General features: G+C 69.2%; 26 protein-coding genes. 12 read left to right on the top strand and 14 right to left on the bottom strand.

Annotated features, from left to right (window positions below; genetic code table 11):
- Window positions 1-3: 3 nt before the first annotated feature.
- Window positions 4-966, bottom strand: a complete 963-nt coding sequence (locus tag Q0C57_RS15135; RefSeq protein WP_296577268.1) for an alpha/beta hydrolase — start codon at window positions 964-966, stop codon at window positions 4-6.
- A 104-nt stretch (window positions 967-1,070) separates the two neighbouring features.
- Between Q0C57_RS15135 and Q0C57_RS15140 the strand changes: the two genes are divergently transcribed.
- Window positions 1,071-1,967, top strand: coding sequence for a patatin-like phospholipase family protein (locus Q0C57_RS15140; RefSeq protein WP_296577269.1), 897 nt, complete (start codon window positions 1,071-1,073; stop codon window positions 1,965-1,967).
- A gap of 2 nt (window positions 1,968-1,969) precedes the next feature.
- Here the strand turns inward: Q0C57_RS15140 and mutL are convergent, their stop codons facing one another.
- Window positions 1,970-3,772 carry a DNA mismatch repair endonuclease MutL gene (mutL, locus tag Q0C57_RS15145; protein ID WP_296577270.1) on the bottom strand — a complete coding sequence of 601 codons (1,803 nt, stop codon included), beginning with the start codon at window positions 3,770-3,772 and terminating at the stop codon, window positions 1,970-1,972.
- Window positions 3,773-3,802: 30 nt separating this feature from the next.
- On the bottom strand, window positions 3,803-5,317 hold the full coding sequence (locus Q0C57_RS15150; protein ID WP_296577271.1) for an EAL domain-containing protein: 1,515 nt from the start codon (window positions 5,315-5,317) through the stop codon (window positions 3,803-3,805).
- A gap of 218 nt (window positions 5,318-5,535) precedes the next feature.
- Here Q0C57_RS15150 and Q0C57_RS15155 point away from each other — a divergent pair, with 218 nt between their 5' ends.
- From Q0C57_RS15155 to Q0C57_RS15170, 4 genes are all read left to right on the top strand, one after another.
- Window positions 5,536-5,988 carry a MaoC family dehydratase gene (locus Q0C57_RS15155; protein WP_296577272.1) on the top strand — a complete coding sequence of 151 codons (453 nt, stop codon included), beginning with the start codon at window positions 5,536-5,538 and terminating at the stop codon, window positions 5,986-5,988.
- A 152-nt stretch (window positions 5,989-6,140) separates the two neighbouring features.
- Complete coding sequence (locus Q0C57_RS15160; RefSeq protein WP_296577273.1) at window positions 6,141-7,034, top strand: bifunctional riboflavin kinase/FAD synthetase; 894 nt, start codon at window positions 6,141-6,143, stop codon at window positions 7,032-7,034.
- 118 nt (window positions 7,035-7,152) lie between these two features.
- Window positions 7,153-8,862, top strand: coding sequence for a Cache 3/Cache 2 fusion domain-containing protein (locus Q0C57_RS15165; RefSeq protein ID WP_296577274.1), 1,710 nt, complete (start codon window positions 7,153-7,155; stop codon window positions 8,860-8,862).
- A 101-nt stretch (window positions 8,863-8,963) separates the two neighbouring features.
- Entirely contained in the window at window positions 8,964-9,611 is a 648-nt protein-coding gene (locus Q0C57_RS15170; protein WP_296577275.1) for an FMN-binding negative transcriptional regulator, read from the top strand.
- Here the strand turns inward: Q0C57_RS15170 and ubiA are convergent.
- Window positions 9,604-10,545 (bottom strand): 4-hydroxybenzoate octaprenyltransferase, encoded by a 942-nt coding sequence (gene ubiA, locus Q0C57_RS15175; RefSeq protein ID WP_296577276.1) that lies wholly within the window; start codon window positions 10,543-10,545, stop codon window positions 9,604-9,606. The genes Q0C57_RS15170 and ubiA overlap by 8 nt on opposite strands.
- Before the next feature lie 7 nt (window positions 10,546-10,552).
- Window positions 10,553-11,038, bottom strand: a complete 486-nt coding sequence (locus Q0C57_RS15180; protein ID WP_296577277.1) for a hypothetical protein — start codon at window positions 11,036-11,038, stop codon at window positions 10,553-10,555.
- 177 nt (window positions 11,039-11,215) lie between these two features.
- Here Q0C57_RS15180 and Q0C57_RS15185 point away from each other — a divergent pair, with 177 nt between their 5' ends.
- A complete protein-coding gene (locus Q0C57_RS15185; protein ID WP_296577278.1) occupies window positions 11,216-11,962 on the top strand; it encodes a 16S rRNA (uracil(1498)-N(3))-methyltransferase in 747 nt (248 codons plus the stop codon).
- A 290-nt stretch (window positions 11,963-12,252) separates the two neighbouring features.
- Window positions 12,253-13,374, top strand: a complete 1,122-nt coding sequence (locus tag Q0C57_RS15190; protein WP_296577279.1) for a carboxylate-amine ligase — start codon at window positions 12,253-12,255, stop codon at window positions 13,372-13,374.
- Between the two features lie 11 nt (window positions 13,375-13,385).
- Here Q0C57_RS15190 and xseA read toward each other — a convergent pair whose 3' ends face one another.
- Window positions 13,386-14,975, bottom strand: a complete 1,590-nt coding sequence (gene xseA, locus Q0C57_RS15195; protein WP_296577280.1) for an exodeoxyribonuclease VII large subunit — start codon at window positions 14,973-14,975, stop codon at window positions 13,386-13,388.
- A gap of 116 nt (window positions 14,976-15,091) precedes the next feature.
- On the opposite strand from xseA, the gene purD reads away from it, so the two are divergent.
- Genes purD through Q0C57_RS15210 form a run of 3 tightly spaced genes read left to right on the top strand, consistent with a single transcriptional unit; the run spans window position 15,092 to window position 18,299 of the window.
- Entirely contained in the window at window positions 15,092-16,381 is a 1,290-nt protein-coding gene (purD, locus tag Q0C57_RS15200; protein WP_296577281.1) for a phosphoribosylamine--glycine ligase, read from the top strand.
- A gap of 60 nt (window positions 16,382-16,441) precedes the next feature.
- Complete coding sequence (locus tag Q0C57_RS15205) at window positions 16,442-17,353, top strand: alpha/beta hydrolase (RefSeq protein ID WP_296577282.1); 912 nt, start codon at window positions 16,442-16,444, stop codon at window positions 17,351-17,353.
- Window positions 17,354-17,408: 55 nt separating this feature from the next.
- Window positions 17,409-18,299 (top strand): TIGR01459 family HAD-type hydrolase, encoded by an 891-nt coding sequence (locus Q0C57_RS15210; protein WP_296577283.1) that lies wholly within the window; start codon window positions 17,409-17,411, stop codon window positions 18,297-18,299.
- Between the two features lie 36 nt (window positions 18,300-18,335).
- Here Q0C57_RS15210 and Q0C57_RS15215 read toward each other — a convergent pair whose 3' ends face one another.
- Both Q0C57_RS15215 and Q0C57_RS15220 read right to left on the bottom strand, forming a co-directional pair.
- On the bottom strand, window positions 18,336-19,013 hold the full coding sequence (locus Q0C57_RS15215) for a protein phosphatase CheZ (RefSeq protein WP_296577284.1): 678 nt from the start codon (window positions 19,011-19,013) through the stop codon (window positions 18,336-18,338).
- A gap of 111 nt (window positions 19,014-19,124) precedes the next feature.
- Window positions 19,125-19,508 (bottom strand): response regulator, encoded by a 384-nt coding sequence (locus tag Q0C57_RS15220; RefSeq protein ID WP_106746950.1) that lies wholly within the window; start codon window positions 19,506-19,508, stop codon window positions 19,125-19,127.
- Window positions 19,509-19,747: 239 nt separating this feature from the next.
- On the opposite strand from Q0C57_RS15220, the gene Q0C57_RS15225 reads away from it, so the two are divergent.
- Both Q0C57_RS15225 and Q0C57_RS15230 read left to right on the top strand, forming a co-directional pair.
- Window positions 19,748-20,119, top strand: coding sequence for a DUF983 domain-containing protein (locus Q0C57_RS15225; RefSeq protein ID WP_296577285.1), 372 nt, complete (start codon window positions 19,748-19,750; stop codon window positions 20,117-20,119).
- A gap of 21 nt (window positions 20,120-20,140) precedes the next feature.
- Window positions 20,141-20,935 (top strand): SURF1 family protein, encoded by a 795-nt coding sequence (locus Q0C57_RS15230; RefSeq protein ID WP_296577286.1) that lies wholly within the window; start codon window positions 20,141-20,143, stop codon window positions 20,933-20,935.
- Window positions 20,936-20,942: 7 nt separating this feature from the next.
- On the opposite strand, the gene Q0C57_RS15235 is transcribed toward Q0C57_RS15230, so the two are convergent.
- From Q0C57_RS15235 to Q0C57_RS15260, 6 genes are all read right to left on the bottom strand, one after another.
- Entirely contained in the window at window positions 20,943-22,286 is a 1,344-nt protein-coding gene (locus Q0C57_RS15235; RefSeq protein ID WP_296577287.1) for a pitrilysin family protein, read from the bottom strand.
- Window positions 22,286-23,629, bottom strand: coding sequence for a pitrilysin family protein (locus Q0C57_RS15240; RefSeq protein WP_296577288.1), 1,344 nt, complete (start codon window positions 23,627-23,629; stop codon window positions 22,286-22,288). Before Q0C57_RS15240 ends, Q0C57_RS15235 begins: the two co-directional genes overlap by 1 nt.
- 169 nt (window positions 23,630-23,798) lie before the next feature.
- Window positions 23,799-24,680: a cytochrome c oxidase subunit 3 gene (locus Q0C57_RS15245; RefSeq protein WP_296577289.1), complete on the bottom strand. Its 882-nt coding sequence runs from the start codon at window positions 24,678-24,680 to the stop codon at window positions 23,799-23,801.
- A gap of 49 nt (window positions 24,681-24,729) precedes the next feature.
- Window positions 24,730-25,347 (bottom strand): cytochrome c oxidase assembly protein, encoded by a 618-nt coding sequence (locus tag Q0C57_RS15250; RefSeq protein WP_296577290.1) that lies wholly within the window; start codon window positions 25,345-25,347, stop codon window positions 24,730-24,732.
- A 7-nt stretch (window positions 25,348-25,354) separates the two neighbouring features.
- Window positions 25,355-25,519, bottom strand: coding sequence for a CoxF protein (locus Q0C57_RS15255; RefSeq protein WP_296577291.1), 165 nt, complete (start codon window positions 25,517-25,519; stop codon window positions 25,355-25,357).
- A gap of 15 nt (window positions 25,520-25,534) precedes the next feature.
- Window positions 25,535-26,440, bottom strand: a complete 906-nt coding sequence (locus tag Q0C57_RS15260; protein ID WP_296577292.1) for a heme o synthase — start codon at window positions 26,438-26,440, stop codon at window positions 25,535-25,537.
- Window positions 26,441-26,537 lie beyond the last annotated feature (97 nt).

Consider the following 26,537-nt stretch of genomic DNA (forward strand, 5'->3'; position numbering starts at 1 on the left):
GTGTCACTCCGCGCAGGCGGCCGCCATGAAGGTCTCGATCTGCGTCAGGCAGCGGTCGGCGTTGGAGCCGGGGAAACTGATGAAGACGTGGCAGCCGCCGGCATAGATATCGAGCGAGGCGCTGTTGCCGGCGGCGGCCCAGCGCGGCGCCATGAACAGCGTGTCGTCGACCAGGGGATCGACGGACCCGACGGTGAAGAGGGCCGGCGGCATGCCCCGGAGGTCGGCATGAAGCGGCGAGATGTCGGGGTCGCGCACGTCGCCGCCCTGGACCAGGAAATGGCGCACGAACATCTCGATGTCGCGGGTGTTGAGCACCAGCTTCTCGCTCCCCCAGCGCCGCACCGAGGGGGTCAGGGCGAGATCGTAGCAGCCGGCATGGAGATTGGCGGCGCGGAAAGGCATGATGCCATGCCGGTCGCGCAGGCGCAGCAGCGTGACGGCAGCCAGATGGGCGCCGGCGCTCTCGCCGCCGATGACCAGTCGGTCGGTACCGAACAGCGCCTTGGCCTCGCGGGTGATCCACAGCGCGGCGGCCTCGCAGTCGTCAGGCCCCTGGGGATAGGGATGTTCGGGTGCGAGACGATAGTCGACGGAGACGCAGGCCATGCCGGCCCGGTCGGCGAAGCGCTCCAGCCACTGGTCCTGCTGGTCGACACTGCCGAGGACCCAGCCGCCACCGTGGATGTGGAGATAGACGCCTTTCGGGCTCGCGGGCGCGATGATCCTGAGGTCGATGGGTCCATGCGGTCCCGCCATGGTGATGGTCCGCGCCCGCGGCGAGGGCACCGGTGCGGGAAAGGCGCCGCGCCCCTCGCGCCGCATCTGCCGGATGATGGCGGGGGCGAAGGCCCAGTTGTCCCAGGTTTCGAGCCTCTTGATGATGGCCGCATTGACCGCGAGGGCATCGGCGGGCGCCTGGCCGGGGGCGAAGGAGGTGGCGATGGCGCTGGACAGGTCGATCATGATTCATCCGCCTCGGGGTGCCGCGATGAAAGCCCGGCGGGACGGCGAGGGCAAGTCAGCGAACGGGCTCCCGCCATGCGGCCGGCTGGGCTAGACTTGGTGACATGGCTCCACCCGTTCGCGCGCCGCGTTTGACACCGTCCCACGACTTCGCCCTGGTCCTCGGCGGCGGCGGTGCCAAGGGCCTCGCCCATATCGTGGTGATCGAGGCGCTGGACGAACTCGGCATCCGCCCGCGCGAGGTCGCCGGCACCTCCATCGGCGCCATCGTCGGCGCCTGCTACTGCGCCGGGATGAGCGGCGCCGAGATGCGCGACCATGCCCTCGGCGTGCTGCGCATGAAGCCCGACGTGCTGCGGGCGCTGTTCGCGGCACGGGTCGGGCGCTTCTCCGACATTCTGCGCGGCGGCCTGACCAACCCGGTGCTGGTCGACGCGGAGAAGCTGCTCGCCGCCTTCCTCCCGCCGGCCGTGCCAGAGACTTTCGAGAGCCTCGTCACGCCGCTGACGGTGGTGGCGACCGACTATTATGCCCGTGTCGATGTCGGCTTCGCCGACGGACCGCTGGTGCCGGCCGTCGCCGCCTCGATGGCGATTCCCGGCGCCATTCGCCCCGTCCGCCACCGCGGCCACGTGCTGATCGACGGCGGCACCATCAACCCCGTGCCGGTGGACAGGGTGACGGCCGCGGTGACTCTGGCCGTCGACGTGTTGAGCGAATCGGGGACGGAACGCCAGATCGACGACATCATCCCCGAGCCCTGGGACGCCATATTCGGCTCGGTGACGCTGATGATGCAGGTCCTCAGTGCGATCCGGCTGGCGGAACATCGTCCGACCATCCACCTGCGCCCGCCGGTCGATGCGTTCCGCGTGCTGGATTTCCTGCGCGCCGGGGAGATCATGACAGCCTGCGAGCCGGTGAAGGACGAGGTCAAGCGCCGGCTGACCCTGGCGCTGGAGGCGATTCCCGCCGAACCCGCCATCGGCGAGAGCCTCTGACCTCAGCGCCGTCCGAAAAGCCGCTCCACGTCGGCAAGCGACAGGCTCACCGATGTCGGCCGCCCGTGGTTGCACTGGGCCGATCCCGGCGTCGCCTCCATCTCGCGCAGCAGCGCGTTCATCTCGGCGGGCCGCAGCAGCCGCCCGGCCCGGACGGAGCCGTGGCAGGCCATGGTGGCGGCGACCGCCATGAGCCGCTGCTCCAGCGGGCCCGTGCTGTCCCATTCGGCGAGGTGCTCGGCGATGTCGCGGGTCAGCGCCTCGGCATCGACCTCGCCGAGCATGGCCGGGGTCTCGCGCACGACGACGGCGCCCGGCCCGAAGCCCTCGACGACGAGGCCGAAGGCGGCGAGGTCGGCGGCGCGCTCAAGAAGGCGGGCGGCATCGGCCGGGTCGAGTTCGACCACGACGGGGATGAGCACCGCCTGGCGGGCGATGCCGCTCTCCGCCATCTGCCGCTTCAGCCGCTCGTAGACGAGGCGCTCATGGGCGGCGTGCTGGTCGACGATGACGAGGCCGCCGCGGGTCTGCGCCAGGATGTAGGTGCCGTGGACCTGGGCCCGCGCCACGCCCAGCGGCCGGTCGAGATCATCGTCGGGCGGGGCGCCCTCGCCCGCCCGCGCATCGGCTGATGGCGCGAGGTCGAGCGCGAAGCCGGCCTGCGCCGTCTCGCCGAAGCCCTGAGGCGCAGGGGACGGGAAGGGGCGGGACGGCGAGGCGCGCCAGTCCCAGCCGCGCGCCGGAACCGACGGCCCTGCCGGGCGGAAGGCGGCGAGGGTGGCCGCGCCGATGGTCGTCGCGGTCGTCGGCGAGGCCGCCGCGATGACCTCGCGGACCGCCGCCACGATGAGGCCGCGGACGAGGGCGGCATCGCGGAACCGGACCTCGGTCTTGGCGGGGTGGACATTGACGTCGACCTCATGGGGATCGAGCTCGAGGAAGAGGGCGACGGCCGGGTGACGGTCGCGCGGCATGGTGTCGGCATAGGCGCCGCGCAGCGCGCCGAGCACCAGCCGGTCGCGGATCGGCCGACCGTTGACGAAGAGAAACTGGCTCGCCGCCGTGGCCTTGCCGAAGGTCGGCAGGCCGGCGAAGCCGAACAGGCGCACCGCACCGCGCCACACGTCGATCGGCAGGGCGTTCTCGGCGAAGTCGCGGCCCGCGACGTCGGCGATGCGGGCGAGGAGTCCGGCCTCGCCGAAGGCCTGGGCGGGAAAATGACGTGTCGACCCGTCGGCATCGGCGACCGAGAAGGCAACCGTCGGATGGGCCAGGGCCAGGCGCTTCACCACCTCGGCGACGGCGGCGGCTTCGGCGCGGTCACTCTTGAGGAATTTCAGCCGCGCGGGCGTCGCCGCGAAGAGGTCGGCGATCTCCACCCGCGTCCCGGCGGCAAGGGCTGCCGGGCGGCATTCGCCCTTGCGGCCGGCATCGACGGTCAGCGACCAGGCATGGGCCTCGGCGGCATGGCGGGTGGTGAGGGTGAGACGGGAGACGGCGCCGATGGAGGGCAGCGCCTCACCGCGGAAGCCGAGAGTACGGATGTCGAGAAGGTCCTCGTCGTCGAGCTTCGAGGTCGCGTGCCGCTCGACACAGAGGGCAAGGTCGTCGCGGCTCATGCCGGAGCCGTCGTCAGCGACGCGGATGAGCCGGCGGCCGCCGGCCTCGATCAGCACGTCGATGCGGGAGGCGCCGGCATCGAGGGCGTTCTCGACCAGTTCCTTCACCGCCGCGGCGGGACGCTCGATCACCTCGCCGGCGGCGATGCGGTTGACGACACCTTCAGGAAGCTGGCGGACGACCATGGGGGATCCTAGCGCCCGGCGGCCGGGACGTCAGGACCGGTCACGGATCAGGGCCCGGAGCCCGGAGCCGACGGCCGGCCGGCGTGATTCCCGCGCCACCACGCCCTGGGCCAGGACGGCGGCACCGAGGGTCTGCGGCCGGACTTCGGGCCGCGGTTCCGGCCGCTGGTCGGCGCGGACGCGGGTGGCCGGAGCCGCCGCGGGAACCGGCGCCGCGGCGGGCTCGGCCGTGGACATGACCTCGGCGCGCACCGGACGCGGCTGGGAGAACAGCGCGCCCTGGGCGAGCTTCACCTCGTAGTCCAGCAGGTCGACGACGACCGCCTCCGTCTCGACATCCTCGACCACGAGGTCGATGCCGTAGCGCAGGAAGAGGCCGGAGAGATCGGCGACATGGATGGCGGCGCCAGTCTCGGCGGACCGCGCGAGCATCAGGGAGGCCGGCACCTTGACCAGGCGAATGCCCTTGTCGGCGAGGTCGCGCGGCTCGACGCGCAGGTCGCGGACGCCGTCCATGGCGAAGCGGAAGCCCTTGTCGGAGAGACTGCGCAGGGTCTCGACGTCCAGCGCGTTCATCGCGCGCACCGTCGCCTGGCTGAAGCCGAGCACCAGCGAGCCGGCGATGCTGCGTGCGGCCTCGAGCGAGGCGATGAGCTCGGTGGCGAAGGCCGCATCCGCCAGCGAGGACCCGGAGAGGTCGCAGACCAGGCCGACGTCGCGGTTGCGGGCAGTGAGGCGGCGGACGATCTGCACGCAGCGGCCGAGCACCTCGGCGTCGAGCCCCGGCATGAGGCCGGCATCATCGGCGAGGCTGCGATAGTCCTCGGGCAGCAGCACCTCACCCTCGGCCGTGCGCAGGCGCACCGAGGCCTGGTAGGAACGCACCTTGCGCTGCGGCAGGGTGACGATGGGCTGCAGGAAGAGCTCGTAGCGCTTGGCGGAGATGGCCTCGTCGATGAGGCGGATGGCGTCGGAGCGTGCGAGACCGGCGAACACCTCCGGCAGGTCCACGGCAGGCTGGCGCGCCTCGGCCTGGCGGCGCAGCTGGGCGGCCTGCCGCTGCAGGACCTGGACGGGAGGCGGCGGAGGCGGCGGGGCCACCGCGACCGGCGGCGTGGCAGGCACTGGTTCCGGCGCGTAGCCGGCGGACTGGAGGATCGCTTCCTCGTGCAGTTGCAGGGTTTCGGCAAACTGCTTGACGATGCCGCCAAGTTCGGCGACCTCGGCCACGAGCGGATCCGTCGCCGGACGCGACCGGTCTTGCGCCAGCGCCTCGAAACGCTCGAACCGCTCGGTGAGGGCAGCGAGGTTGCGCGTCGCCTCGCCGCTGGCGCGGGTCAGCTCGGCGAAACGTGCCTCCGCGGCAGCCCGGTCGGCGCCGATCTGGCCGCCGAAATGGCCGATGACCATGGCGAGCAGAAGTGTCAGCCCGACCGCGGCCGCCGTTCCCGCGCCGACCGCTCCCACGGTGAAGGCGAGCACCGACGCCGACCCGGCGATGGCCACCATGCAGAGCGCGATGAAATAGGAACCCGATCGGGGCATGTTGTGCCGAATGTGATCCGTTGGCCGTTGAACCGTGCCGGAGAATGCATTGCGCGATGCTGATTCGTCTCGCATTTCCATGCGGCGAACCGGCTCAGGCGCGCTTCCCCACAGGACAGTGCCGCGATCTGCCGGAACCGTGGCGCCTTCAGCAAAAGGTCTTATTGCGCTGCATCATCACGCTGGCGAAAGTTTGCGCCCGCGAAGGAGGTGCGCCCATGCCGATCCGTTCCATCCGGTCCCTCGCCTATGAGGACCTGAGGCCCGGCCTGTCCGAGATGGTGCTGAAGACCGTGACGGATCAGGACGTCGTCGGTTTTGCCGATATTTCCGGTGACCAGAACCCGATTCATCTCTGCGACGTCTATGCCGCCAAGACCCGGTTCGGGCAGCGCATCGCCCATGGCCTCTATACGGCGAGCCTCATCTCGGCGGTGATCGGCACGCGCCTGCCGGGCCCGGGGGCCGTTTACCTGTCGCAGACCTTGAACTTCCGGGCGCCGGTGAAGATCGGCGACGTCGTCAGGGTCCATGTCGAGGTCGCCGAGCTGATCCCGGCGCGTCAGCGGGCGCGCCTCGTCTGCGAATGCGCCGTCGATGCCGCGGTGGTCCTTGAGGGCGAGGCCTGGGTCCGGGTTCCCTCGCGCGCCGAACTCGATGCCGCGGCCTGAGACCGCACAGGCTGCTTGACGGGCCGGGCCGGCATCGGCAGGGTCCGCCGCGCCAAGCCCATGCCCATTGAAGCCCCGCGCCCACCATGTCCCTGATCCTGCCGCCGCCACGGCCGACCACCGCTTTTCCGGTCCTGGCCCGCGGAGACACCGTGCCAGGCTCCCTGCGCGGCGCGGTCGTCGCCATCGGCAATTTCGACGGCGTGCATCGCGGCCACAAACATGTGGTGGCAGCGGCCCGGGCGGCGGCCGGAGGGCGGCCGGTGGTCGTCATGACCTTCGAGCCGCATCCGCGCGTCTATTTCCAGCCGGAGGTCCCGCTGTTCCGCCTCAGCGACGCCGCCGCCAAGGCCCGTCTTCTGGCCGGGCTCGGGATCGACGCACTGGCGGTTCTGCCCTTCGATCGCAGCCTCGCGGAAACCTCCGCCGACGCCTTCGAGACGGACCTGCTCGTCGACTGGCTCGGCGCCGCCGAGGTGATCGTCGGGCGTGATTTCCATTATGGCGCGCGGCGCGGCGGCCATGTCGAAACCCTGCGGCAGGCAGGGCGCGCCAAGGGGTTCGGCGTGGTCCAGGTCGAGGCGCTCGACAGCGCCAGGGGCACCATTTCATCCTCGGCGATCCGCGAGGCCCTGGCCGCCGGCGATCTCGACGAGGCCAACGGCCAGCTTGGCCATGCCTGGTTCATCTCCGCGACCGTCATCCACGGCGAGAAGCGCGGCCGCACACTCGGCTATCCGACGGCGAACCTGCGGCTCGATCCCGCCTGCGGGCTGCGCCACGGCATCTATGCGGTGAAGGTCGGGCTCGCGGGACGCTGGCTCGACGGCGTCGCGAGCTTCGGCCGCCGGCCGACTTTCGACAATGGTGCGCCGCTGCTGGAGGTCCATGTCTTCGACCTCAACGAGAACCTCTACGACCGCACCCTCGACATCGCCTTCGCCGGCTACCTGCGCGGGGAAGCGAAGTTCGATTCCCTCGAGGCGCTGGTCGCACAGATGGACCAGGACAGCCGGGATGCCCGGATGATCCTCGACCCGGGCTAAACCATAGGTTTTTTCTGCAGTTTGGCAGAATTTGGAACCACATTCCCCTATTGTTGATCTGATCTTAACCACAAGGCCGTCCTACTCGGACACCATTCATTTTCAAGGACGGCTCCTCATGCTCTCCCGCCTTCCGGCACTCAAGATCGGCGGCAAGTCCGTCGCCTTCGTGATTTTCCTTCTCGCCATCACCGCTGTCGTCACGGTTGTCGCCGGCTGGTCGCTGATCCAGTCCCGCAACAACGAGGAGGCGCAGCGCGACGCGCAGACCAACCTGCGCAGCCTGGCGGTCCTGTTCTCCATGACCCATGCCGACAGCCGCTTCGCCGTGGTCGGCGACCGGGTGACGGATCTGCGGGCCGGCGCCATGCCGACCTTCAACGACCACACCATCGTGGACCGTACGGTCCAGGCGGTCGGCGGTGTCGCCACGATCTTCGTCACCGACGACAAGGGCCTGTTCATCCGTCGCACCACCAATGTGAAAAGGGAGAACGGTGACCGGGCCGTCGGCACGGCGCTCGCCGCCGATCATCCGGCGCAGACCCCGCTGAAGGCCGGCCAGCCCTATTACGGTCCGGCGATGCTGTTCGGCCGCTCCTTCTACACGGCCTACCAGCCTGTGCTCGACACGGCCGGGCGGGTCATCGGCGTTCTGTTCATCGGCATTCCCACCGCGGAGATGCAGGCCGAGGCGCTGCAGACGCTCTACGGGATGGTCGCGGCTCTGCTGGCCATCGTCGTGGTACTCGGCGGTCTCGCCGCCTTCGTCGTGCGCCGGGCGGTGAAGCCGCTGGTGGCGGCCACGAAGTCGCTCGAGCGCGTCGCTGCCGGAGACCTCGATACCCCGATCGCCGCCTCCGCCCGCAGCGACGAGATCGGCGACCTGACGCGCGCCCTGCTGGTCCTGCGCGACAATGCCCGCGCGGCCAAGACGGCCGAGAGCGAACGCCTCGCCGAGGCGGAAGCCCGGGCGGAACGCGGTCGCCGGCTCGAAGCCGCGGTTGTCGGCTACGAGAGGAACATGGCGGCCCGCATCGCCGATGCCAACGCTGCCGTCAGCGGGCTCGACACCAGTGCTTCCGCGCTCAACGCGGCCTCGGCCGCCATGGCGGGCAAGGTCAGCAATGCGTCGGGCGCGACCGACGAGGCCACCACCAACATGCATGCGGTGGCGAGCGCCGCCCACCAGCTCGCCGCCTCCATCACCGAGATCGGCCGCCAGGTGTCGGCCTCCTCCGAAGTCGCCGGCCGGGCGGTCAAAGAAGCGGGGGAAACCGGTTCGCGTGTCGCCGAACTGGACGGCGCGGCGCGCAAGATCGGCGAGGTCATCAGCCTGATCAATGCCGTGGCCGAGCAGACCAACCTGCTCGCCCTCAATGCGACGATCGAGGCGGCCCGCGCCGGCGAGGCCGGCAAGGGCTTCGCCGTCGTCGCCTCCGAGGTGAAGCAGCTTGCCGGCCAGACCGCCAAGGCGACCGAAGAGATCGCTTCCCAGGTCAGCCGGATGCAGGCAGCCACCAATGCCACGGTGCAGGCCATCGGCGTCATCACCGAGACGATCGGCTCGATGGACCATATCACCACGGCCATCGCCGCGGCGGTGGACGAGCAGCAGGCCTCCACGGCAGAGATCTCGCGGGCGATCTCCCAGGCCAACAGCCATGCGGATCTGGCCCGGCGTTCGATCCTCGACGTCAGCGGTGCGGCCGCCGGCACCGGACAGTCCGCCGCCGAGGTGAACGAGGCGAGCCGCCGGCTGGCCGGCTGCTCGGCCAGCATCGAGGATGCGCTGAAGTCCTTCGTCACCGAGGTGCGCGCCGCCTGATCAGCGGGGCTCATGAGCCCCATGACCATGTTCCATTGGACCGGCCGGAACGATGACCCTATCGTTCCGGCCGGTCTCGTTTGGGGGAAGAGGTTGCCGCCATGTATGTGCCGCCGCTCTTCGCCATGGGAGACCAGACAGAGGTGATGGCCTTCTGCAGGGCCCATCCCTTCGCGCTGCTGGTGACGCATGGCCGCGACGGCCTTTTCGCCACCCATCTGCCGGTGATCCTGAAGGAGAGCGGCGAGACGGGAGCGACTTTCTTCGGGCATATCGCCCGGGCCAATCCCCATTGGCAGAACACCGATCCGGGGGCCGAGGCACTGCTCGTCTTTTCCGGCCCGCAGGCCTATGTCACCCCGTCCTGGTACGCCACCAAGAAGGAAACCGCGAAGGTCGTGCCGACGTGGAACTATGCCAGCGTCCATGTCCGCGGCCAGGTGTTCTGGCCGCATGATGCCGACTTCCTGCGCGAGAACCTCTCCGACCTGACCGACCGCCACGAGGCCGGCCGGGAGCACCCCTGGGCGATGGCGGATGCGCCGGAGGATTTCCTGGGCATGCAGATGCGGGCGATCGTCGGGATGCGGTTTGCCGTCTCCGCCTTCGACGCCAAGATGAAGATGAGCCAGAACCGCCCGGCCGTGGATGTCGACGGCGTCATCTCCGGCCTCGCGGCCTCGGGCGAGGCGGGCGACGCCGCGGTGGCGGACCTCGTTGCGGCACGGCGCGCCGACAGGCTCAGGTGACGGCGGCCAGAAGCGCGGCCACCATCAGGCCGGCAAGGACAATCAGCCCGGCATCGCGGTTCGACTTGAACAGCCTCAGGCAGAGATCGGGATCGGCGATGTCGAGGGAGCGGACCTGCCAGGCCAGGTGGGCAGCGAAGGCCGCAAGCCCGGCATAGGCGAGGACGGGCGCCGCCAGGCTCCAGAGCGCGGCGGCGAAGAGCCCCACCGCTGCGGCATAGAACAGCGACAGGAAAAGCGGGGTCCTGTCGCCGAAGAGCAGCGCCGTCGACTTGACGCCGACGATGGCGTCGTCCTCGCGGTCCTGGTGGGCGTAGATCGTGTCGTAGCCGATGACCCAGAGGATGGAGGCGGCATAGAGCAGCAGCGCGGGCGGGTCGAGCCGCCCGAAAGCCGCCGCCCAGCCCATCAGCGCCCCCCAGGAGAAGGCGAGGCCGAGCACCGACTGGGGCCAGGAGGTGATGCGCTTCATGAAGGGATAGATCGCCACCACCGCCAGGGAGGCGATGCCGACCGCCCAGGCGAAGGGCTGCCAGAGCGCCAGCAGGACCAGCGCACCGAGGCCGATCTGCGCCGCGAGGAACAGCTTGGCCTGCCGCGCCGTGACCTGGCCCGACGGCAGCGGCCGCGACCGGGTGCGCTCGACCATAGCGTCGATGTCGCGGTCGACGAGGTCGTTATAGGTGCAGCCGGCGCCGCGCATGGCCACGGCGCCGACGGCGAAGAGCAGCATGTGCCAGAGGTTGGGGAGCGGCTGTCCCGTTGCCAGCGCGGCGAAGGCCGCCGACCACCAGCAGGGCAGGAGCAGGAGCCAGGAGCCGATGGGCCGGTCGGCGCGGGCGAGCCGGAGATAGGGCCGCCAGGCGCGAGGCGCGTGGGTATCGACCCAGGAGCCGCGAACAGCGTCGGCGACCCGTCCGTCGGCGGCGGTCATCGCCGGATCAGAGCGCGCCGGGCGTGCGCAGGTCGAGCTGCGGCCGGCGGCCGGCATTGGGCGCGAAGGGATTGCCGCCGCCCGCCTCGGCCTGGCGGCGCTGGCGCTCGAGTTGGGCGACGCCGTTGCAGGCCTGGGTCCGGTTGCGGGTGATGTTGGCGACGCCGGTATTGACGTCGTTGATGATCTGCTCCGGCAGGCGGCAGAAATCGGCGTTGGTGGTCATCCACTGCTGCAACCGGCGGAAGGAGGTCTGGGCGGTGGTCAGGGCCTGGCAGGCGCGCTGGGCATTGGCAATGGCCTGTTCGAAGGTCGTCGGACGGCCGCGCGGAATCGCCGCCTGGGTCTGCTTCATGACCTCCTGATGGGCGGCGATCATCGGCTGGAACTCGGCCTGGCAGATCTCGTTGGCCCGCGACGCGCTGCCACCCGCCAGGAGGGCGGTGAGTCCGAGAACGGCCAGGGAGGTCTTCAACGCGTGGCGACGGTACATCGTTCGGCCCCTGAACACGTCCGCAGAGCGAGCGAGGTTGAGTGAAATCGAGACGTTACATATCAATCCGCCAGCATCGTGGCAATGTGACGGCACGTGCCCCTCAGGGGACCGTCGACGGCCGCGGGGCGGTGCAGGCAGCGGCGGCAGTCGATCGGCGCGGAATGGGACGGGACCATGGCGGCTTATGATTTCAAGGCGATCAGGCTGTTCGTGGCCGGCCCCCTCGCGGCCGGCGCCGTCCTGCCCTGTGACCGCGACCAGGCCAATTATCTCCTCAACGTGATGCGGCTCGACGACGGTGGCCGCATCGCCGTCTTTGACGGGGTCCACGGCGAATGGGCCGCCCGCCTCCAGCGCAACGGCAAGAAGGGTCTGTCCCTGGTCGTCGAGACACGGCTGCGGCCGCAGCCGGAAGCCTGCGACCTCTGGCTGCTGTTCGCGCCGCTGAAACATGCCCGTCTCGACTATATGGTGCAGAAGGCGGTGGAGATGGGCGTCTCGCGCCTCGTTCCCGTCATCACCCGCCACACCCAGGCGGCGCGGGTCAATCTCGATCGCATGAAGGCCAATGCCGTCGAGGCGGCGGAACAATGCGGCATCCTGACCGTTGCCGCCTGCGATGAGACACAGTCGCTTGCCGCCGCCCTGGCCGCCCTGCCAGCCGACCGTCTCCTCGTCTTCTGCGACGAGGGCGCGGCGACGGCGAACCCCGTCGCGGCGCTGCAGGAGGCGGGAACAGCAGATGGCGGCCTCGCCGTCCTCATCGGCCCGGAAGGTGGCTTCTCCGATGAGGAACGCAGCCTCATCGCCCGGCGGCCGCGCACGCTCGCCCTGTCGCTCGGTCCACGCATCCTGCGGGCCGATACCGCGGCGGTGGCGGCGCTGGCGGTGGTGCAGGCGAGCCTCGGCGACTGGCACTGAGCCACGCTCTGCCGCCACGACGCGGCCCGTCCACGACCTCGCAACAGCCCCGACGACGGCTTTTCGGGCCGAAGTCAACGGATTTAAGTTCACGCGATCTTTCAATATGTTACGAAATCGTGGCGTCCCGTGACCGGATCAGGCCACATTTTCGCCCCGCGGCCCGCCAGCCTCTGCGCCACCGGACAGCGCCCCGGACTGGGAGGGGCGCCCCGGCGAGCGGCCGCCTCTCGCCCGCTGCAACCATCACGTGACGTCGATCTTGTCGGCGTCGGTTCATGGAGACCAACATGTCGGACACCCGCCGATTTGGCATCGAGGAAGAATTTTTCGTGGTCGATGCCGAGACCAAGGCCGTGATGCGGCGCATGCCGCAGGGGTTCTTCAGCGCCGCCAAGGACCGGCTCGGCGACAGGGTCGGCAGCGAGATGCTGCAGTCCCAGATCGAACTGACGAGTTCCGTCCATTCGTCCGCCGCTGCGGCGCGCAACGAGCTGCAGGCCATGCGCGGCATGCTCGGCGAAGTGGCGGCGCGCCACGGGCTTACCGTGCTCGCCTCCGGCACCCATCCCACCGCGATGTGGGCAACCCAGCGCGCCAGCGAGGCGCCGCGCTACGACAGCGTCATGCACGACCTGCAGATGCTCGGACAGCGCAACATCGTCTGCGGCATGCATGTCCATGCCGAGTTCGAGGACCTGTCGCGGCGCATCGACGTGATGGGCCGGCTGATGCCGACCATCCCGCTCATCATCGCCCTGTCGACCTCCTCGCCGTTCTGGCAGGCGCGGGCGACGGGTCTGATGGGGTACCGCCTCGCCGCCTATGACGAACTGCCGCGCACCGGCCTGCCCGAGATGTTCAAGACCCAGGCCGAATACGACGACTATGTCTCGCTTCTGGTCGAGGCACGGATCATCCAGGATTCGAGCTATGTCTGGTGGGCCGTGCGACCGTCCCGCCGCTTTCCGACCCTCGAGCTGCGGGCGCCCGATTCCTGCACCAACCTCGACGATTCCATGGCGATCGCCGCACTCTACCGGTCGATGGTGCGCTATCTCATCCGCCATCCCGACTATCGCTCCGATCTCTCGCCGCTGTCGCGGGCGGTGGCGCAGGAGAACAAGTGGCGGGCCCAGCGCTACGGCATCCACGGTTCCTTCGTCGATGAGGAGCGGCGCGCGACCGTCTCCATCGCCGACCTCGTGCAGGAGACCGTGACGCTGCTGGAAGAGGATGCCGAAGCGCTCGGCTGCGCCGAGGATCTCGCCCGCTGCCTCGACATCTGCACGCGCGGCACCAGCGCCGACGGCCAGCTGACGGTCTGGAAATCGGCGCTCGGCCTCGCCGAGACGCCGCATGACGCGCTGCGGGCGGTGAAGACCTGGATCGCCCAGCAGACGCTGCAATAGCCGGGACGCCGTCAGAACAGGCTGCCCTGCCCCTCGCCACTCTTGCGACCCCTAGGCTCGCCGCTGCGCGCCGGTTTCGGTGCGGCAGGTGGTGCCTCGCCCTCGGCGGTCGCCTTGATGTGGCCGTCGGCGAATTCAAGCGCGAGAACCGTGCCCGGCGCGATGGCGCTCGCGCTGCGCAGCGGCCTGCCCTCGCCGTCGCGCACCAGGGCAAAGCCGCGCGCGAGGACGCCCTGGTAGGAGAGCGCGGCGAGGAGCTTGTCGGCGCCGGCGAGCCGGTCGCGGCTGCGGCGCAGGATGAGCGCAAAGGCCCGGGGGGCGCGGGCGTGGAGGTTGTCGAGGCGCTCGCGCGACCGCGCGATCCGGTCGGCCTGGGTCCTGGCATAGACGCCGAGTGAGCGCTTCAGCCTGTCGGAGAAGGTGATGAAGGTCTGGCGGCGCAGTTCGGCCCGCTGCGTGAGGGACATGGTGGCGCGCGCCGCCAGCGTGTCGATCCGGTCCCGGGAGCGGGCGATCCGCCCGGCCAGCAAGGCTGGCGCCAGCCGCCCCGCGGCCCGGACCAGCCGGGTCCGATGGGCGCTTGCATTGGCGGCGAGCGCATTGGGGAGCCGTTCGGAGGCCGTGTCGAGGCGTTGACGCGCCGTCTCCAGCAAGCGCTCGGCATCGGGCAGGGCACGGGCCGCGCCACGCAGTTCGGTGCGCCTGGCCTCCATGCCGCGGGCGATCGACAGGGCGAGCCGCCGGCCGAGGCCCGTCGTCTCGGCCACCAGGTCGGCGCGCACCGGCACGGCCATCTCGGCGGCAGCGGTCGGGGTGGGGGCGCGGCGGTCGGCGGCGAAATCGATGAGGGTCGTGTCGGTCTCGTGGCCGACCGCGGAGATCAGCGGAATGGCACTCTCGAAGGCGGCACGGACGACGATCTCCTCGTTGAAGCCCCAGAGGTCCTCCAGCGAGCCGCCGCCGCGGGCGACGATGATGACGTCCGGGCGCGGCAGGTCGTCCTCGGGGCCGATGGCGTTGAAGCCGCGGATGGCCGCCGCCACCTCGGCGGCGCTGCCCTCGCCCTGGACGCGGACCGGCCAGACGAGGACGGTGCGGGGGAAGCGGTCCGCAAGGCGGTGCAGGATGTCGCGGATGACGGCGCCGGTCGGCGAGGTGACGACGCCGATGACCTGCGGCAGATAGGGCAAGGGGCGCTTGCGGGCGGGGTCAAAGAGGCCCTCGGCGGCGAGTTTCCGGCGTCGCTCTTCCAGCAGCGCCATGAGCGCGCCGACACCGGCGGGTTCCAGGCTCTCGATCACCACCTGGTATTTCGACGAGCCCGGGAAGGTGGTGACCCGGCCGGTGGCGATGACCTCGAGGCCCTCCTGCGGCTTGAACTTCAGCCGCCCGTAGGTGCCCTTCCAGATCACCGCCTCGATGGCGGCGCCCTCGTCCTTGAGGCGGAAATAGCAGTGCCCCGAGCCGCTCGGTCCCTTGAAGCCGGAGACCTCGCCGCGCAGGCGCACATAGCCGAAGGCGTCCTCCACCGTCCGCTTGATGGCGGCGGAGAGATCCGAGACCGAGATCTCGGGCGTGTTGGACGGGACGGTGTCGGTCATGCGCAGCGAATCCGTTGCCGGACGGGGCACTCTTGTCTAGACGCTGCGGGACGAGGGTTGAAGGGGCGGTCTGCATCGGCGGCGTGCAGGATGCCGGCTACCGGGCGGGGACCACCATGAACGTGCTTCTGATCGGCGGCGGCGGCCGCGAACATGCCCTCGCCTGGGCGCTGTCGGCGAGCCCTCTGCTGACGACGCTGCACTGCGCGCCCGGCAATCCCGGCATCGCCGAGGTGGCGACGCTGGCGGCGCTCGACGTCACCGACCACCCCGCCGTCATCGCCTATTGCCGCCGGCACGCCATCACCTTCGTGGTGGTGGGGCCCGAGGCGCCGCTGGTGGCTGGCATCGCCGACGATCTCGCGGACGCCGGCATCAAGGTGTTCGGCCCGTCGCGGGCGGCGGCCGAACTCGAGGGCTCGAAGGGCTTCACCAAGGACCTCTGCCGGGAATTCGCCATTCCCACCGCCGCCTATGAGCGCTTCACCGCGGCCGGCCCGGCCAAGGACTATGTGCGCCGCATGGGCGCGCCGATCGTCGTCAAGGCGGACGGTCTGGCCGCCGGCAAGGGCGTGGTCGTCGCCATGACCCTCGACGAGGCGCTGGCGGCCGTCGACATGATGTTCGATGGCGGCATGGGGGCGGCCGGCGCGGCGGTCGTCGTCGAGGCGTTCATGACCGGCGAGGAGGCGTCGTTCTTCGCCCTCTGCGACGGCGAGACGGCGCTGGCGCTCGCCACCGCGCAGGACCACAAGCGGGTCGGCGACGGCGATACCGGGCCGAATACCGGCGGCATGGGCGCCTATTCGCCGGCCCCGGTGATGACGCCCGCCATGGTCGAGCGCACCATGGCGGAGATCATCCGGCCGACCCTCGCCGCGATGAAGGCCAGGGGCCGGCCGTTCAAGGGCGTGCTCTTTGCCGGCCTGATGATCACGGCGGAGGGGCCGAAGCTGATCGAATACAATTGCCGTTTCGGTGATCCCGAATGCGAGGTGCTGATGATGCGGCTGAAGGACGATCTCCTGACGCTGCTGCTCGGGGCCGCCGATGGCCAGCTTCGGACGATGAGTGCCCGCTGGTACGACGAGGCCGCACTCACCGTGGTGATGGCGGCGCGGGGCTATCCCGGGACGCCGGAAAAGGGCAGCGTCATCCGTGGCATCGAACGGGCGCGGGCGCTTGGCGGCGTCGAGGTCTTCCATGCGGGAACGGCGGTGAAGGACGGCGAGATCGTGGCCGCCGGCGGCCGCGTTCTCGCTGTCACCGCCACCGGGCGCAACGTGACGGAGGCGCAGGAGAAGGCCTACCGCGCCGTCGATCTCATCGACTGGCCCGGCGGGTTCTGCCGCCGCGACATCGGCTGGCAGGCAGTGGCGCGGGAGCGGACGCCCGGACAGGATTGAGCCGGGCCGCGGCCGGCGAAATCGGCTATGCTCGCTGCCGCCGATGACCCAGGAGCGCCCATGGCCAGCTTCGATCTGTTCCCCGGTTTCGAATCGCACTGGATCGATACGTCCATCGGCCAGATCTTCGCCCGCTCCGGCGGGGCGGGGCCGCCGCTGCTGCTGATCCACGGCTTTCCGCAGACCCATGTCGAATGGCACAGGATCGCGCCCGAACTGGCGAAGCGGTTCACGCTCGTCATGCCGGACCTGCCCGGCTACGGCTGGTCGACGGCGCCGCGCGGCGGCGCCGGTCATTTCCCCTATGCCAAGCGCGACATGGCGCAGGTCCTGATCGAGGTGATGGAGGCGCTCGGCCATGTCCGTTTCATGGCCTGCGGGCATGATCGCGGCGCGCGGGTGACCTACCGCATGGCGCTCGATCATCCCGGCCGGCTCGAGCGTATCGCGCTCCTCGACATCGTGCCGACGCTCGTCATGTGGGAGCGCATCCGCGCCGCGCCGTCGCCGAAGACCGAGCACTGGATCTTCCTGTCCGCAGCGGACGGGGTTCCCGAGGCGGAGATCGGCCGCAATCCCACCGCCTATCTCGAGGAGAAGCTGGCGCTGTGGACCAAGACCGGCACGCTCGACGCCTATGACAACCGCGCGCTGCAGCACTATCGCGACTTCTTCAACGACCCCTCGCGCATCCATGCCTGCTGCGAGGACTATCGCGCCGGCGCCACGGTCGATCTCGCCGCCGACATGGCCGACAAGGCGGCGGGCCGCATCATCGCCGTGCCGGCCCACGTGGTCTGGGGCGATGCGGGCATTCCCTCGGCGGGGGCGAGCCCGCTCGATGCCTGGGCGGTCTTCGCGCCAAAGGCCACAGGCGAGGCGGTCGATTCCGGCCATTTCATCCCGGAGGAAAATCCCGCAGGCTGTCTTGCCGCCCTGCTGCCCTTCCTGACGTCGACGACCCTCGCCTGACGGCGACGCGGCGGCGCGCTTGACCCTGCCGCCGCCGCCGCTTAACCCCGCTGGCATGACCGACGCCCTCGCCGCTCCCGCCCTCGCCCCGCCCGCGCTCATCACGGGGCTTTCCACCATTGCCGAGGGCTACGACCTCGTCTTCTCCGATGTCTGGGGCGTGCTGCACAATGGCATGAAGGCGCATCCCGCCGCCTGCGAGGCGCTGGTGGCCATGCGCCGGCGCGGGGTTCCGGTGATCCTCATCACCAATGCGCCGCGCCAGGCGCCGGTGGTGGTCGGCCAGCTCGACCGGCTCGGCGTGCCGCGCGCCGCCTACGACGCCATCGTCACCTCGGGCGACGTGTCGCGCGACTACATGCGCACGCGCCCGGGCGCGCCGGTGCACCATGTCGGCCCGCAGCGCGACCTCGTCGTCTTCGAGGGGATCGACACCCGCCTCGTCGGCATCGAGGAGGCGGACTACGTCGTCTGCACAGGCCTTGTGGACGACCGCACAGAGACGCCCGACGATTATCAGGAGCGGCTCGAGCGCATGAAGGCACGCGACCTGTTCTTCCTGTGCGGCAATCCCGACAAGGTGGTGGAGGTCGGCCACGACCTGATCTTCTGCGCCGGCGCCATCGGCGACCGCTACCAGTCCATGGGGGGCGACGTGCTCTATGCCGGCAAGCCCTACGAGCCGGCCTATGAGGCCTGCTGGCGCTATGCCGAGCGTATCCTCGGGCACCGTCCCGACGACCGCCGGGTTCTGGCCATCGGCGATGCCATGCGCACCGACGTCGCCGGTGCCGCACGCATGGGCTATGATTGCCTGTTCCTGGCGGAAGGCATTCATGCCGAGGTGCTGCTGGATAGTGCCGGGGTCAGGCCTGAGGGCCTCGCGGCGCTGGTCGCGGAGACGGGACAAAGCCCCCGTCACGTCATGCGCAAGCTGGTCTGGTAGGGACGGCGACGCTTCCGCGGTAGACCACCGCCGGGATCAGGCGTCGCTGGTCTGCTTGGAGCCCTTCTTGGCGGGCTTGGCGAAGAGGGCATCGACATCGCTCTGGTCCACGCCCTCGCCGTCGAGCTGGGGACCATGGAGGATGTTCTTCATCTTGCGCTCCTCGCGCCGGCGCTCGTCTTCCGACAGGTAGCCGTCGGCATCGGCGGCGCTGATGGCATCGGCGAAGCGGGTGACGCGGGCCTCGATGTGCTTGAGCGTGTCGATGACCTTGGCGACGCGCTGGCCGGTAATGTCTTGGAACGAGCAGGCCTCGAAGATGAGCATCATGCGCTCGTCGACCATCGCCTTGTAGGCGACGGGATCGGAGGCGTCGGCCGCCATGAGTTCCTCGGCGGCACCCATGATGGTGTCGGTGGCCTTCTCGGTCGCCTTGACGATGGCGTCGAGTTCCATGCCGGCGGCCGGGATGCGGCTGTGCTTGAGATCGTTCGGCTGCAGGCGGCCGACCTCGACCTTCATGTTGGTGATGAAGGAGGCGATGTCCGAAAGCTCGCGATAGACCGACATGTCGATCGAGCGGAAGAAGCTCGACAGCGATTCGACGGTCACCTCGGCGAGAGCGACGACGTCACCGAGGGACACATCCCCGTTGCCCTTCGTCCGGATGAACTGGACGATGCGGTCGAGATGTTCGGTGGAAACTTGCTTCATGGTCGCCCATCCCCCAGGGACATCGGCCGTGGCCTCCGTCCGGTCGGTCGATATGTCCTCCCGGGAGCCGGCCGGAAGCCGGCCCGCCCGGGCGGTCGAACGTCAGGCCGATCAGTCGGCGAAGACCGCGTCGATCTTGGCCTTCAGCGTCTGGGCGTTGAACGGCTTGACGATGTAATTGTTCACGCCGGCCTTCTTGGCGGCGATGACGTTTTCCGTCTTCGATTCGGCCGTGACCATGATGAAGGGGGTGCGCGACAGCGACCCGTCGGAGCGGACCTCCTTGAGGAGCTCGTAGCCGGTCATCGGCTCCATGTTCCAGTCGGAGATCACGAGTCCGTACTTCTTCTCCTTCATCTTTGCGAGAGCGGCCGAGCCGTCCGACGCGTCGTCGATGTCGTCGAAGCCGAGTTGCTTCAGGAGGTTACGGATGATGCGGATCATCGTGTTGTAATCGTCGACCACGAGGATCGGCATCGAAAGGTCAACAGCCATCACACTGCTCCAAGCGCCGGCGCCATACTTGTGGCACCGTTCCGGAAAGTTGTTCAAACCGCACGCGTCGCGGCGATCGGCATGAAAATGCCTGTCAGCCTTGAAGAAGCGGTTAACGCAGCGTCTGGACGACCTGGAAAATACGACAGCAACGGCGCCGCCGACCTGCAATGCCGGACAGGGTTAGAAAAGGGTTTGGAGGCTGCGGCGCAACAGGCTGTGTTTCGGCCAGGGCATCCATGACCGATGACGAGGAGCAATCGGCCGTCGTGACAGGCGTTCGCGGCCGCTGCCCGCGCTGGCGCGAGGGCTATCTCTTCGCGGAGTTCCTGACGGTGAAGCTGCGATGCAGCGCGGGTGGCCTCGATTTCGCCTTCGCCGATTCCGGCGATGGCCCTGCGGTCTTCGTCATCCTCTTCGCCGGATTCCTCATCTGTGACATGGCCCTGGTGGTGGATGTCCGCTGGGCACCGCTCATGTGGGTGCGTGCCGTGATCTTCGGGCCGCCGGCGCTGGTGGTCTGCCTCGGGCTGCTGCGACCGATGAAGGGACTGATGGTCGCGCTGCAATATCGCCATGGCGCAAGCGAGGGCCGCCTCGACAGGGAGTGAGGCAGCACCTATCTGCTCAGCATGACCGCGACACCCAGCAGCCCCGCCCCCGCCCTGCCCCTCGCCGCCCGGCTCAGGACCCTCGTCGTCCCCGGCATCGCCGCTTCGATCGCTCTGGCCATCCTGGTCGTCCTCGGCACCTGGCAGCTGTCGCGGCTTGCCTGGAAGAACGGCCTCGTGGCGCAGGTCGAGCAGCGCACGCGGGCGCCGGCCATCGCGCTTCCCGGTCGCGAGGCCTGGCCGCGCATGACCCCCGCGCGGGACGACTATCGCCGGGTGACAGTCACCGGCCGCTTCCGCCACGACGCGGAGGCCTATCTCTATCATGTGGCCGGCGACAGCCGGCAGGCCGATGCGACGCGCCCGCGGGGTCAGGGCTTCTTCGTCCTGACGCCGCTGGTGACGGCGACTGGAGATACGGTCATTGTCAACCGCGGCTTCGTTCCGACGGACCGGCGCGATCCCGGCACGCGCACCGCCGGCCAGGTGGACGGCATTGTCAGCGTCACTGGCCTGATCCGCTATCCCGAGGAGCGCGGGGCGCTGGCCGCGCCCGACGACCCGGCGCGGCGGACCTTCTACACCCGCGACCTCGCCGGGATCGGTCGGACGCTTGGTCTCGATGCCGCTGCAACGGCACCCTTCTCCGTCGACGCCGATGCGACGCCGGTGCCGGGCGGCCTGCCGGTCGGCGGCGAGACCCGTCTCGTCTTCACCAACCGCCACTTCGAATATGCGCTGACCTGGTTCGGCCTCGCCCTGACCCTGGTCGGTGTCTTCGGCGCCTATGCGTTCCAGCGCCTGCGCGGACGCTGAGCGGGCTTCACATCCCCTCGGGCTTGCCGACCACGACGACCAGCATCTTCGGATCGCCGAACAGCCGGCGGGCGACACGGCGTACGTCGTCGAGGCTGACCGCATCGATCAGGCCGTTGCGGCGGTCGAGATAGTCAGGCTGGAACCCGTCGAGCTGCAGGCGGATGAGGTTGGAGGCGATCTGCGTGGAGGTCTCGAAGCGCAGGGCCCAGGAGCCGATCAGGTAGCGCTTGGCCTGTTCCAGTTCGAGCTCGGTCGGCCCCTCGGCGCCGAGGCGCTTGAGTTCCGCCGTGATCACCGCGAGGCTCTCGGCGGCGCGGTCGTTGCGCGTCGAGGTCCCGCCCGTCACGAGGCCCGCGGCATCGAAGGCGGCGAGGCCGGAGGAGACGGAATAGGCGAGGCCGCGCTTCTCGCGCACCTCCTGATAGAGGCGCGAGGAAAATCCGCTGCCGCCGAGGATGTGGTTGAGGACGAAGGCGGGGATGAAGTCCGGGTCGTCGCGCTTCAGGCCGGGCAGGCCGAAGGAGATGGTCGCCTGCGGCACGTCGAGCGGAATGACCCGCCGCTCGCCGGTTCCGGCGATGACGGCCTCGGGCACGGGCGTGAGCTCGGCTTTCGCCGGCAGGTCGCCGAAGACCATGTCGAGCAGAGGGGCGAGCTCGGCGGCGGTGATGTCGCCGACCACGGCAATCTTCAGATGATCGCGCGCCAGCAGGCGGCGATGGAGCGTGGAGAGATCGGCGGCGGTGATGGCGGCGACGCTGTCGAGCGTGCCGGCGCCGCGCCGGCCATAGGGATGGCCGGGAAAGGCCGTCGCCCAGAACGTGTCGCTGGCGATGGACCCGGCATTGGTCGAGGCGCGGCGGACAGAGGCGAGGACCGCCTGGCGCATGCGCTCCAGCGGTGCCGGGTCGAAGCGCGGGCGGGTCAGGGCGAGCCGTAACAGGTCGAGGGCCTCGGCGCGGTGCTCGGTCAGCGTGCGCAGCGAGCCCGAGAAGAGATCCCGGCTGGCAGAGAAGCTGACCTCGATGGCGCGGTCCTGGAGGCGGCCGTTAAAGGCCTCCGAATCGAGGTCGCCGGCGCCTTCGTCGAGCAGGGCGGTCATCAGATTGGCGGTCCCCTCGCGGCCGGGCAGGTCCTGGGCCGTGCCGCCCCGGAAGGCGAAGGACACGGCGAGGATGGGCAAGTGCGTCTGGCGCACGAGCCAGGCCTCGATGCCGCCGGGCGAGACGACACGCTCGATGCGGCTCGCCTGGCTCGCGGGGACCGCAGTCTGTGCCGCAGCGGGCGCTGTCAGGGCGGGCGTCATCATCAGGATTCCGGCGGCGAGACACAGAAGGGCGCGGCGCATCAGCTGCGCTCCGCGCGCGCGAGTTCGCCGGTGACCGCGCGCGAGAAATCGAAGGCCCGCGGCGCCATGGCGTTGATCTGATCACGGCTGACCGACCGGATGCGCTCCACCCATTGCCGCAGGTCGTCCATCGTGGCTCCGCTGCTGAGGGCCGCGCCATACATGCGGGCCATCGAGGCCTGGCTGTCCTGGGAATAGACCGACTCGGCGATAAGGCGCGTCTTGGCGCGGGCGATCTCGTCGTCGCGGACGCCCTCCTGGGCGACGCGGGCGGCGACCTCGAGCATGGCGGCCTCGAGGACCTCGATGCTGACGCCGGGGCGCGGGGCGGCATGGATTCCGAACCGGCCATCGCCAAGGGACGAGCCGACATAGAAACAGCCGGCGCTGACCGCCATCTGCCTGTCGGAGACCAGCGTCTTGTACATGGTGCCGTTGGGCGAGGATCCGATCACCTGGGACAGGACCTCAAGCGCCTCCGCCTCTCCGGGCCGGGCCGAGCGGTAGGAGGGGACGACATGGGTATGGGTGAGGCTCGGCTGGCGGACGCGCTGGTCGGCGAGCCGGACCCTTTCGCGCGTCGTACGGCCGATGGCCGGTGGCCGGGTCCGGGCGACGATGCGGGGATTGGCGTCCATCCGCCCGTAGGTCTCGCCGGCGAGACGGAAGACGGTGTCGGCCGTGACGTCGCCCGCGACCACGAGGATCGCATTGTTCGGCGCGTAATGGCGGCGATAGAAGGCCATGGCGTCATCGAGGTTGAGCTGCCGGATCTCGTGCTCGAAACCGATGATCGGAATGCCGTAGGGATGGGTCTCGCCCCAGAGACGGGCTTGCATCCGCTCGCCGAGGCGGGCGCCGGGTTCGTTGTCGATGCGCTGGCGGCGCTCCTCGAGGACCACGTCGCGCTCGGGCAGGACGACGGCATCGGTGAGGACGAGGCCGGTCATCCGATCGGCCTCGAAATCCATCATGACCGGCAACTGCTCGCGGGCGATGCGCTGGAAATAGCCCGTAAAATCATAGGAGGTGAAGGCGTTCTCCTGGCCGCCGGCGGCCGAGATGGCGCGCGAAAAGACTGGCGCCGGGTTGCGGGTTGTTCCCTTGAACAGGAGATGCTCGAGAAAATGGGCGAGGCCCGATTTGCCCGGCTCCTCGTCGGCGGAGCCGACCTTGTACCAGAGCATGTGGGTGACAACCGGCACGCGGTGATCCGGGATGGCGACGACCTCGAGGCCGTTGGCCAGAACATGGCGATAGGCGCGCTCGACGGGAACGGCCGCCTCCGCCGCCGAAGGCAGCAGTGCCGGCGCGGCGAGGACCGAAAGGGCCGTCGTGAACATGCGTCGAGTCATCGGCATCGCACCACCATCATCGCGGGTTTCCGGACGGTATTGAGCCATGGATCGCCCGGCAGAGACACATGACAAGGCCGTGACCGGAATGGACCGCGCCGCCCAAGGAAAAGGGCGGCCGAAGCCGCCCTTTCGATGTCGGATCGGGGTCCGCAGATCAATGGCCGGCCGCACCGGCGAGCGCGCGGCCCGCCCAGTCATGGCCCCAGACATAGATTGCGGCGAAGAGGAACAGCCAGACCACGTCGACGAAGTGCCAGTACCAGGCGGCCGATTCGAAGCCAAAGTGCTTTTCCGGGGTCAGATGCGTTTCCTTGTAGAGGCGCAACACGCAGACCAGCAGGAAGATGGTGCCGACGACGACATGGAAGCCGTGGAAACCGGTCGCCATGAAGAAGGTCGCGCCATAGATATTGCCGGAGAAGCTGAAATAGGCGTGGGTGTACTCGTAGATCTGGAGGCAGGTGAAGAGCACGCCGAGGATCACCGTGAACCACAGGTACATCTTGGCCTGCTCGCGCTCGCCAGTGACGACGTAGTGGTGGGCGGCGGTGACCGTGGTGCCGGACAGCAGCAGAACCAGGGTGCCGAGCAGGGGCAGTTGCAGCGGGTCGAAGGTCGCGATGCCCTTCGGCGGCCAGTGACCACCGGTCAGTTCGGTGCGCTGGTACTGGATCGCCTCGCCGGGAAAGAAGGCGGCGTCGAAATAGGCCCAGAACCAGGCGACAAAGAACATCACCTCCGAGGCAATGAACATGATCATGCCGTAGCGCAGGTGCAGCGACACGACGCGGGTATGATGCCCTTCCTGTCCTTCGCGGATGACGTCAGACCACCAGCCGAACATCGTGTAGAGAATGCCGATGAGGCCGACGGAAAAGATGACCCAGCCGAGTTGCAGCCCGGCCAGCGGCATGGCCTTCATCCACATGACCGAACCGACGGCCATGACGAAGGCTGACATCGAGCCAATGAACGGCCAGGGGCTCAGGGGCACCAGGTGGTAGTCGTGCTGTTGCTTGGCGTGGGCCTCGGCCATTGAAGTCTCCGTATGGCTCTCCGCGACGGTCACCCGTCGCGGCGGTCAATCAGTTGGACCGTGAAACAGGCGGGGTCCCGGTGTTCTGGGCAACGGGCCGCGGCGGCTGATTCTGGCGGTAGAAGGTATAGCTCAGGGTGATCGTATTGGCAGTGCGCGCCGACGGATCGTCAACGATCGCAGGATCGACGAAATAGACGACGGTGAACTCGCGCGACTCGCCAGGGGCAAGGGTCTGCTCGGTGAAGCAGAAGCATTCGAGCTTGTTGAAGAAGCGCCCGGTCTCGTAGGGGGCGACGTTGTAGGTCGCCATGCCGGTGACCGGCACATCCGCCATGTTGGTGACCCGGTAGGTCATCGTGTGGGTCTCGCCCGCCTTGATCTGATGGCGGGTGGTGTCGACCTGGAAGCGCCAGGGCAGGCCGGCGCCGATATTGGAATCGAAGCGGATGTCGACGGGATGGTCGATGATGCGGTCGGCAGGCCGCTCGGCGCGCATCGTCGTGCCGCCGAAGCCGGTCACGCGGCAGAACAGGTCGTAGAGCGGCACGGCGGCATAGGCCGCGCCGAACATGGCCGTGCCGAAGGCAAAGGCGGAGAGCGCAACCTTGATGTCGCGCTTCCAGTCACGGGGCTGCGGGGTGATTTCGACGGGACTATGGCTCATATCCGCCTCACATCGGCCGCTGCAGGATGGCAGCGCCCTTCACCATGGTGACAATCCAGAAGATCACACAAAGCCCTGCGAGGGCCAGGGCGATGGCAATGTTGCGTTGACGTTGGCGACGTTTCTCTTCGGGCGTCAGGACGATGCCGGCTTCAGTGGGTTGTTCGGCCATGGACATTGCCTCCTCTCAGAGGATCCGCGCAAGGATACCCTGCTCCACAAGGAGCACGGCGAAGAGCGCGAACAGATAGAGGATCGAGAAGGCGAACATGCGGCCGGACGCCTTGCGGGCAGCCGCGCCTTCCCGGCGGCGGTAGATCTCGATGGCGAGCCAGATCATGCCGAGGCCGCCGGCCGCCGCGACGACGCCATAGGTCAGGCCGGCGAAGCCGAGAAACCAGGGCGCCATGCCGACCGGGGCGAGGACCAGCGTGTAGAGGAGGATCTGGCGGCGGGTCTCCGCCTCGCCACAGGCGACGGGCAGCATGGGCACGCCGGCCCGCGCGTAGTCTTCCGACTTGATCAGCGCCAGCGCCCAGAAATGGGGCGGCGTCCAGATGAAGATGATGAGGAAGAGCACGAGGGATTCGAGGGAGACCGAGCCGGTGACCGCGGCCCAGCCGATCATCGGCGGAAAGGCGCCGGCAGCCCCGCCGATGACGATGTTCTGCGGCGTCCAGCGCTTCAGCCACATCGTGTAGATGACGGCATAGAAGAAGATGGTGAAGGCGAGAAGGCCGGCGGCGAGCCAGTTGGCGACCAGTCCGAGAACCAGCACCGAGAGCACCGACAGGACCAGCCCGAAGGCGAGTGCCTCGCCCGGCGTGACACGGCCGGCGGGGATCGGGCGGGTGGCGGTCCGGCCCATGAGCGCGTCGATATCGGCGTCGTACCACATGTTCAGCGCGCCGGAGGCGCCGGCCCCCACTGCGATGCACAGGAGGCTGATCGCGGCCAGGACCGGATGGACCCCGCCGGGCGCGATGACGATCCCGGTCAGCGCCGTGAACACGACGAGCGACATGACCCGCGGCTTCAGCAGCGCAATGAAGTCCCGCGGCTCGGCCTGGCTGACCAGGGCGGAGCGGTTCATGCTCGAAGTGTCGTCGACAAGGGACAAGACGGTCTCAAAGGGTTGGCGGGATGACGGACATCCCTGTCCGGAGCCGAAGCCCGGGGCATCATGCTCC

Source organism: Phreatobacter sp., from assembly GCF_022843985.1.
Taxonomy (GTDB): domain Bacteria; phylum Pseudomonadota; class Alphaproteobacteria; order Rhizobiales; family Phreatobacteraceae; genus Phreatobacter.

Excerpts from the sequence above, each read along its gene's own strand:
- Q0C57_RS15140 (WP_296577269.1), top strand. The coding sequence starts at position 1,071 with ATGGCTCCACCCGTTCGCGCGCCGCGTTTGACACCGTCCCACGACTTC.
- Q0C57_RS15255 (WP_296577291.1), bottom strand. The coding sequence starts at position 25,519 with ATGGCCGAACAACCCACTGAAGCCGGCATCGTCCTGACGCCCGAAGAG.
- Q0C57_RS15210 (WP_296577283.1), top strand. The coding sequence starts at position 17,409 with ATGACCGACGCCCTCGCCGCTCCCGCCCTCGCCCCGCCCGCGCTCATC.
- Q0C57_RS15170 (WP_296577275.1), top strand. The coding sequence starts at position 8,964 with ATGTATGTGCCGCCGCTCTTCGCCATGGGAGACCAGACAGAGGTGATG.
- Q0C57_RS15135 (WP_296577268.1), bottom strand. The coding sequence starts at position 966 with ATGATCGACCTGTCCAGCGCCATCGCCACCTCCTTCGCCCCCGGCCAG.
- ubiA (WP_296577276.1), bottom strand. The coding sequence starts at position 10,545 with ATGACCGCCGCCGACGGACGGGTCGCCGACGCTGTTCGCGGCTCCTGG.
- Q0C57_RS15240 (WP_296577288.1), bottom strand. The coding sequence starts at position 23,629 with ATGTTCACGACGGCCCTTTCGGTCCTCGCCGCGCCGGCACTGCTGCCT.
- mutL (WP_296577270.1), bottom strand. The coding sequence starts at position 3,772 with ATGGTCGTCCGCCAGCTTCCTGAAGGTGTCGTCAACCGCATCGCCGCC.
- Q0C57_RS15150 (WP_296577271.1), bottom strand. The coding sequence starts at position 5,317 with ATGCCCCGATCGGGTTCCTATTTCATCGCGCTCTGCATGGTGGCCATC.
- Q0C57_RS15225 (WP_296577285.1), top strand. The coding sequence starts at position 19,748 with ATGACCGATGACGAGGAGCAATCGGCCGTCGTGACAGGCGTTCGCGGC.
- Q0C57_RS15215 (WP_296577284.1), bottom strand. The coding sequence starts at position 19,013 with ATGAAGCAAGTTTCCACCGAACATCTCGACCGCATCGTCCAGTTCATC.
- Q0C57_RS15230 (WP_296577286.1), top strand. The coding sequence starts at position 20,141 with ATGACCGCGACACCCAGCAGCCCCGCCCCCGCCCTGCCCCTCGCCGCC.
- Q0C57_RS15250 (WP_296577290.1), bottom strand. The coding sequence starts at position 25,347 with ATGAGCCATAGTCCCGTCGAAATCACCCCGCAGCCCCGTGACTGGAAG.
- Q0C57_RS15245 (WP_296577289.1), bottom strand. The coding sequence starts at position 24,680 with ATGGCCGAGGCCCACGCCAAGCAACAGCACGACTACCACCTGGTGCCC.
- Q0C57_RS15235 (WP_296577287.1), bottom strand. The coding sequence starts at position 22,286 with ATGCGCCGCGCCCTTCTGTGTCTCGCCGCCGGAATCCTGATGATGACG.
- purD (WP_296577281.1), top strand. The coding sequence starts at position 15,092 with ATGAACGTGCTTCTGATCGGCGGCGGCGGCCGCGAACATGCCCTCGCC.
- Q0C57_RS15190 (WP_296577279.1), top strand. The coding sequence starts at position 12,253 with ATGTCGGACACCCGCCGATTTGGCATCGAGGAAGAATTTTTCGTGGTC.
- Q0C57_RS15205 (WP_296577282.1), top strand. The coding sequence starts at position 16,442 with ATGGCCAGCTTCGATCTGTTCCCCGGTTTCGAATCGCACTGGATCGAT.
- Q0C57_RS15155 (WP_296577272.1), top strand. The coding sequence starts at position 5,536 with ATGCCGATCCGTTCCATCCGGTCCCTCGCCTATGAGGACCTGAGGCCC.
- Q0C57_RS15180 (WP_296577277.1), bottom strand. The coding sequence starts at position 11,038 with ATGTACCGTCGCCACGCGTTGAAGACCTCCCTGGCCGTTCTCGGACTC.
- Q0C57_RS15220 (WP_106746950.1), bottom strand. The coding sequence starts at position 19,508 with ATGGCTGTTGACCTTTCGATGCCGATCCTCGTGGTCGACGATTACAAC.
- Q0C57_RS15260 (WP_296577292.1), bottom strand. The coding sequence starts at position 26,440 with ATGAACCGCTCCGCCCTGGTCAGCCAGGCCGAGCCGCGGGACTTCATT.
- Q0C57_RS15165 (WP_296577274.1), top strand. The coding sequence starts at position 7,153 with ATGCTCTCCCGCCTTCCGGCACTCAAGATCGGCGGCAAGTCCGTCGCC.
- xseA (WP_296577280.1), bottom strand. The coding sequence starts at position 14,975 with ATGACCGACACCGTCCCGTCCAACACGCCCGAGATCTCGGTCTCGGAT.
- Q0C57_RS15185 (WP_296577278.1), top strand. The coding sequence starts at position 11,216 with ATGGCGGCTTATGATTTCAAGGCGATCAGGCTGTTCGTGGCCGGCCCC.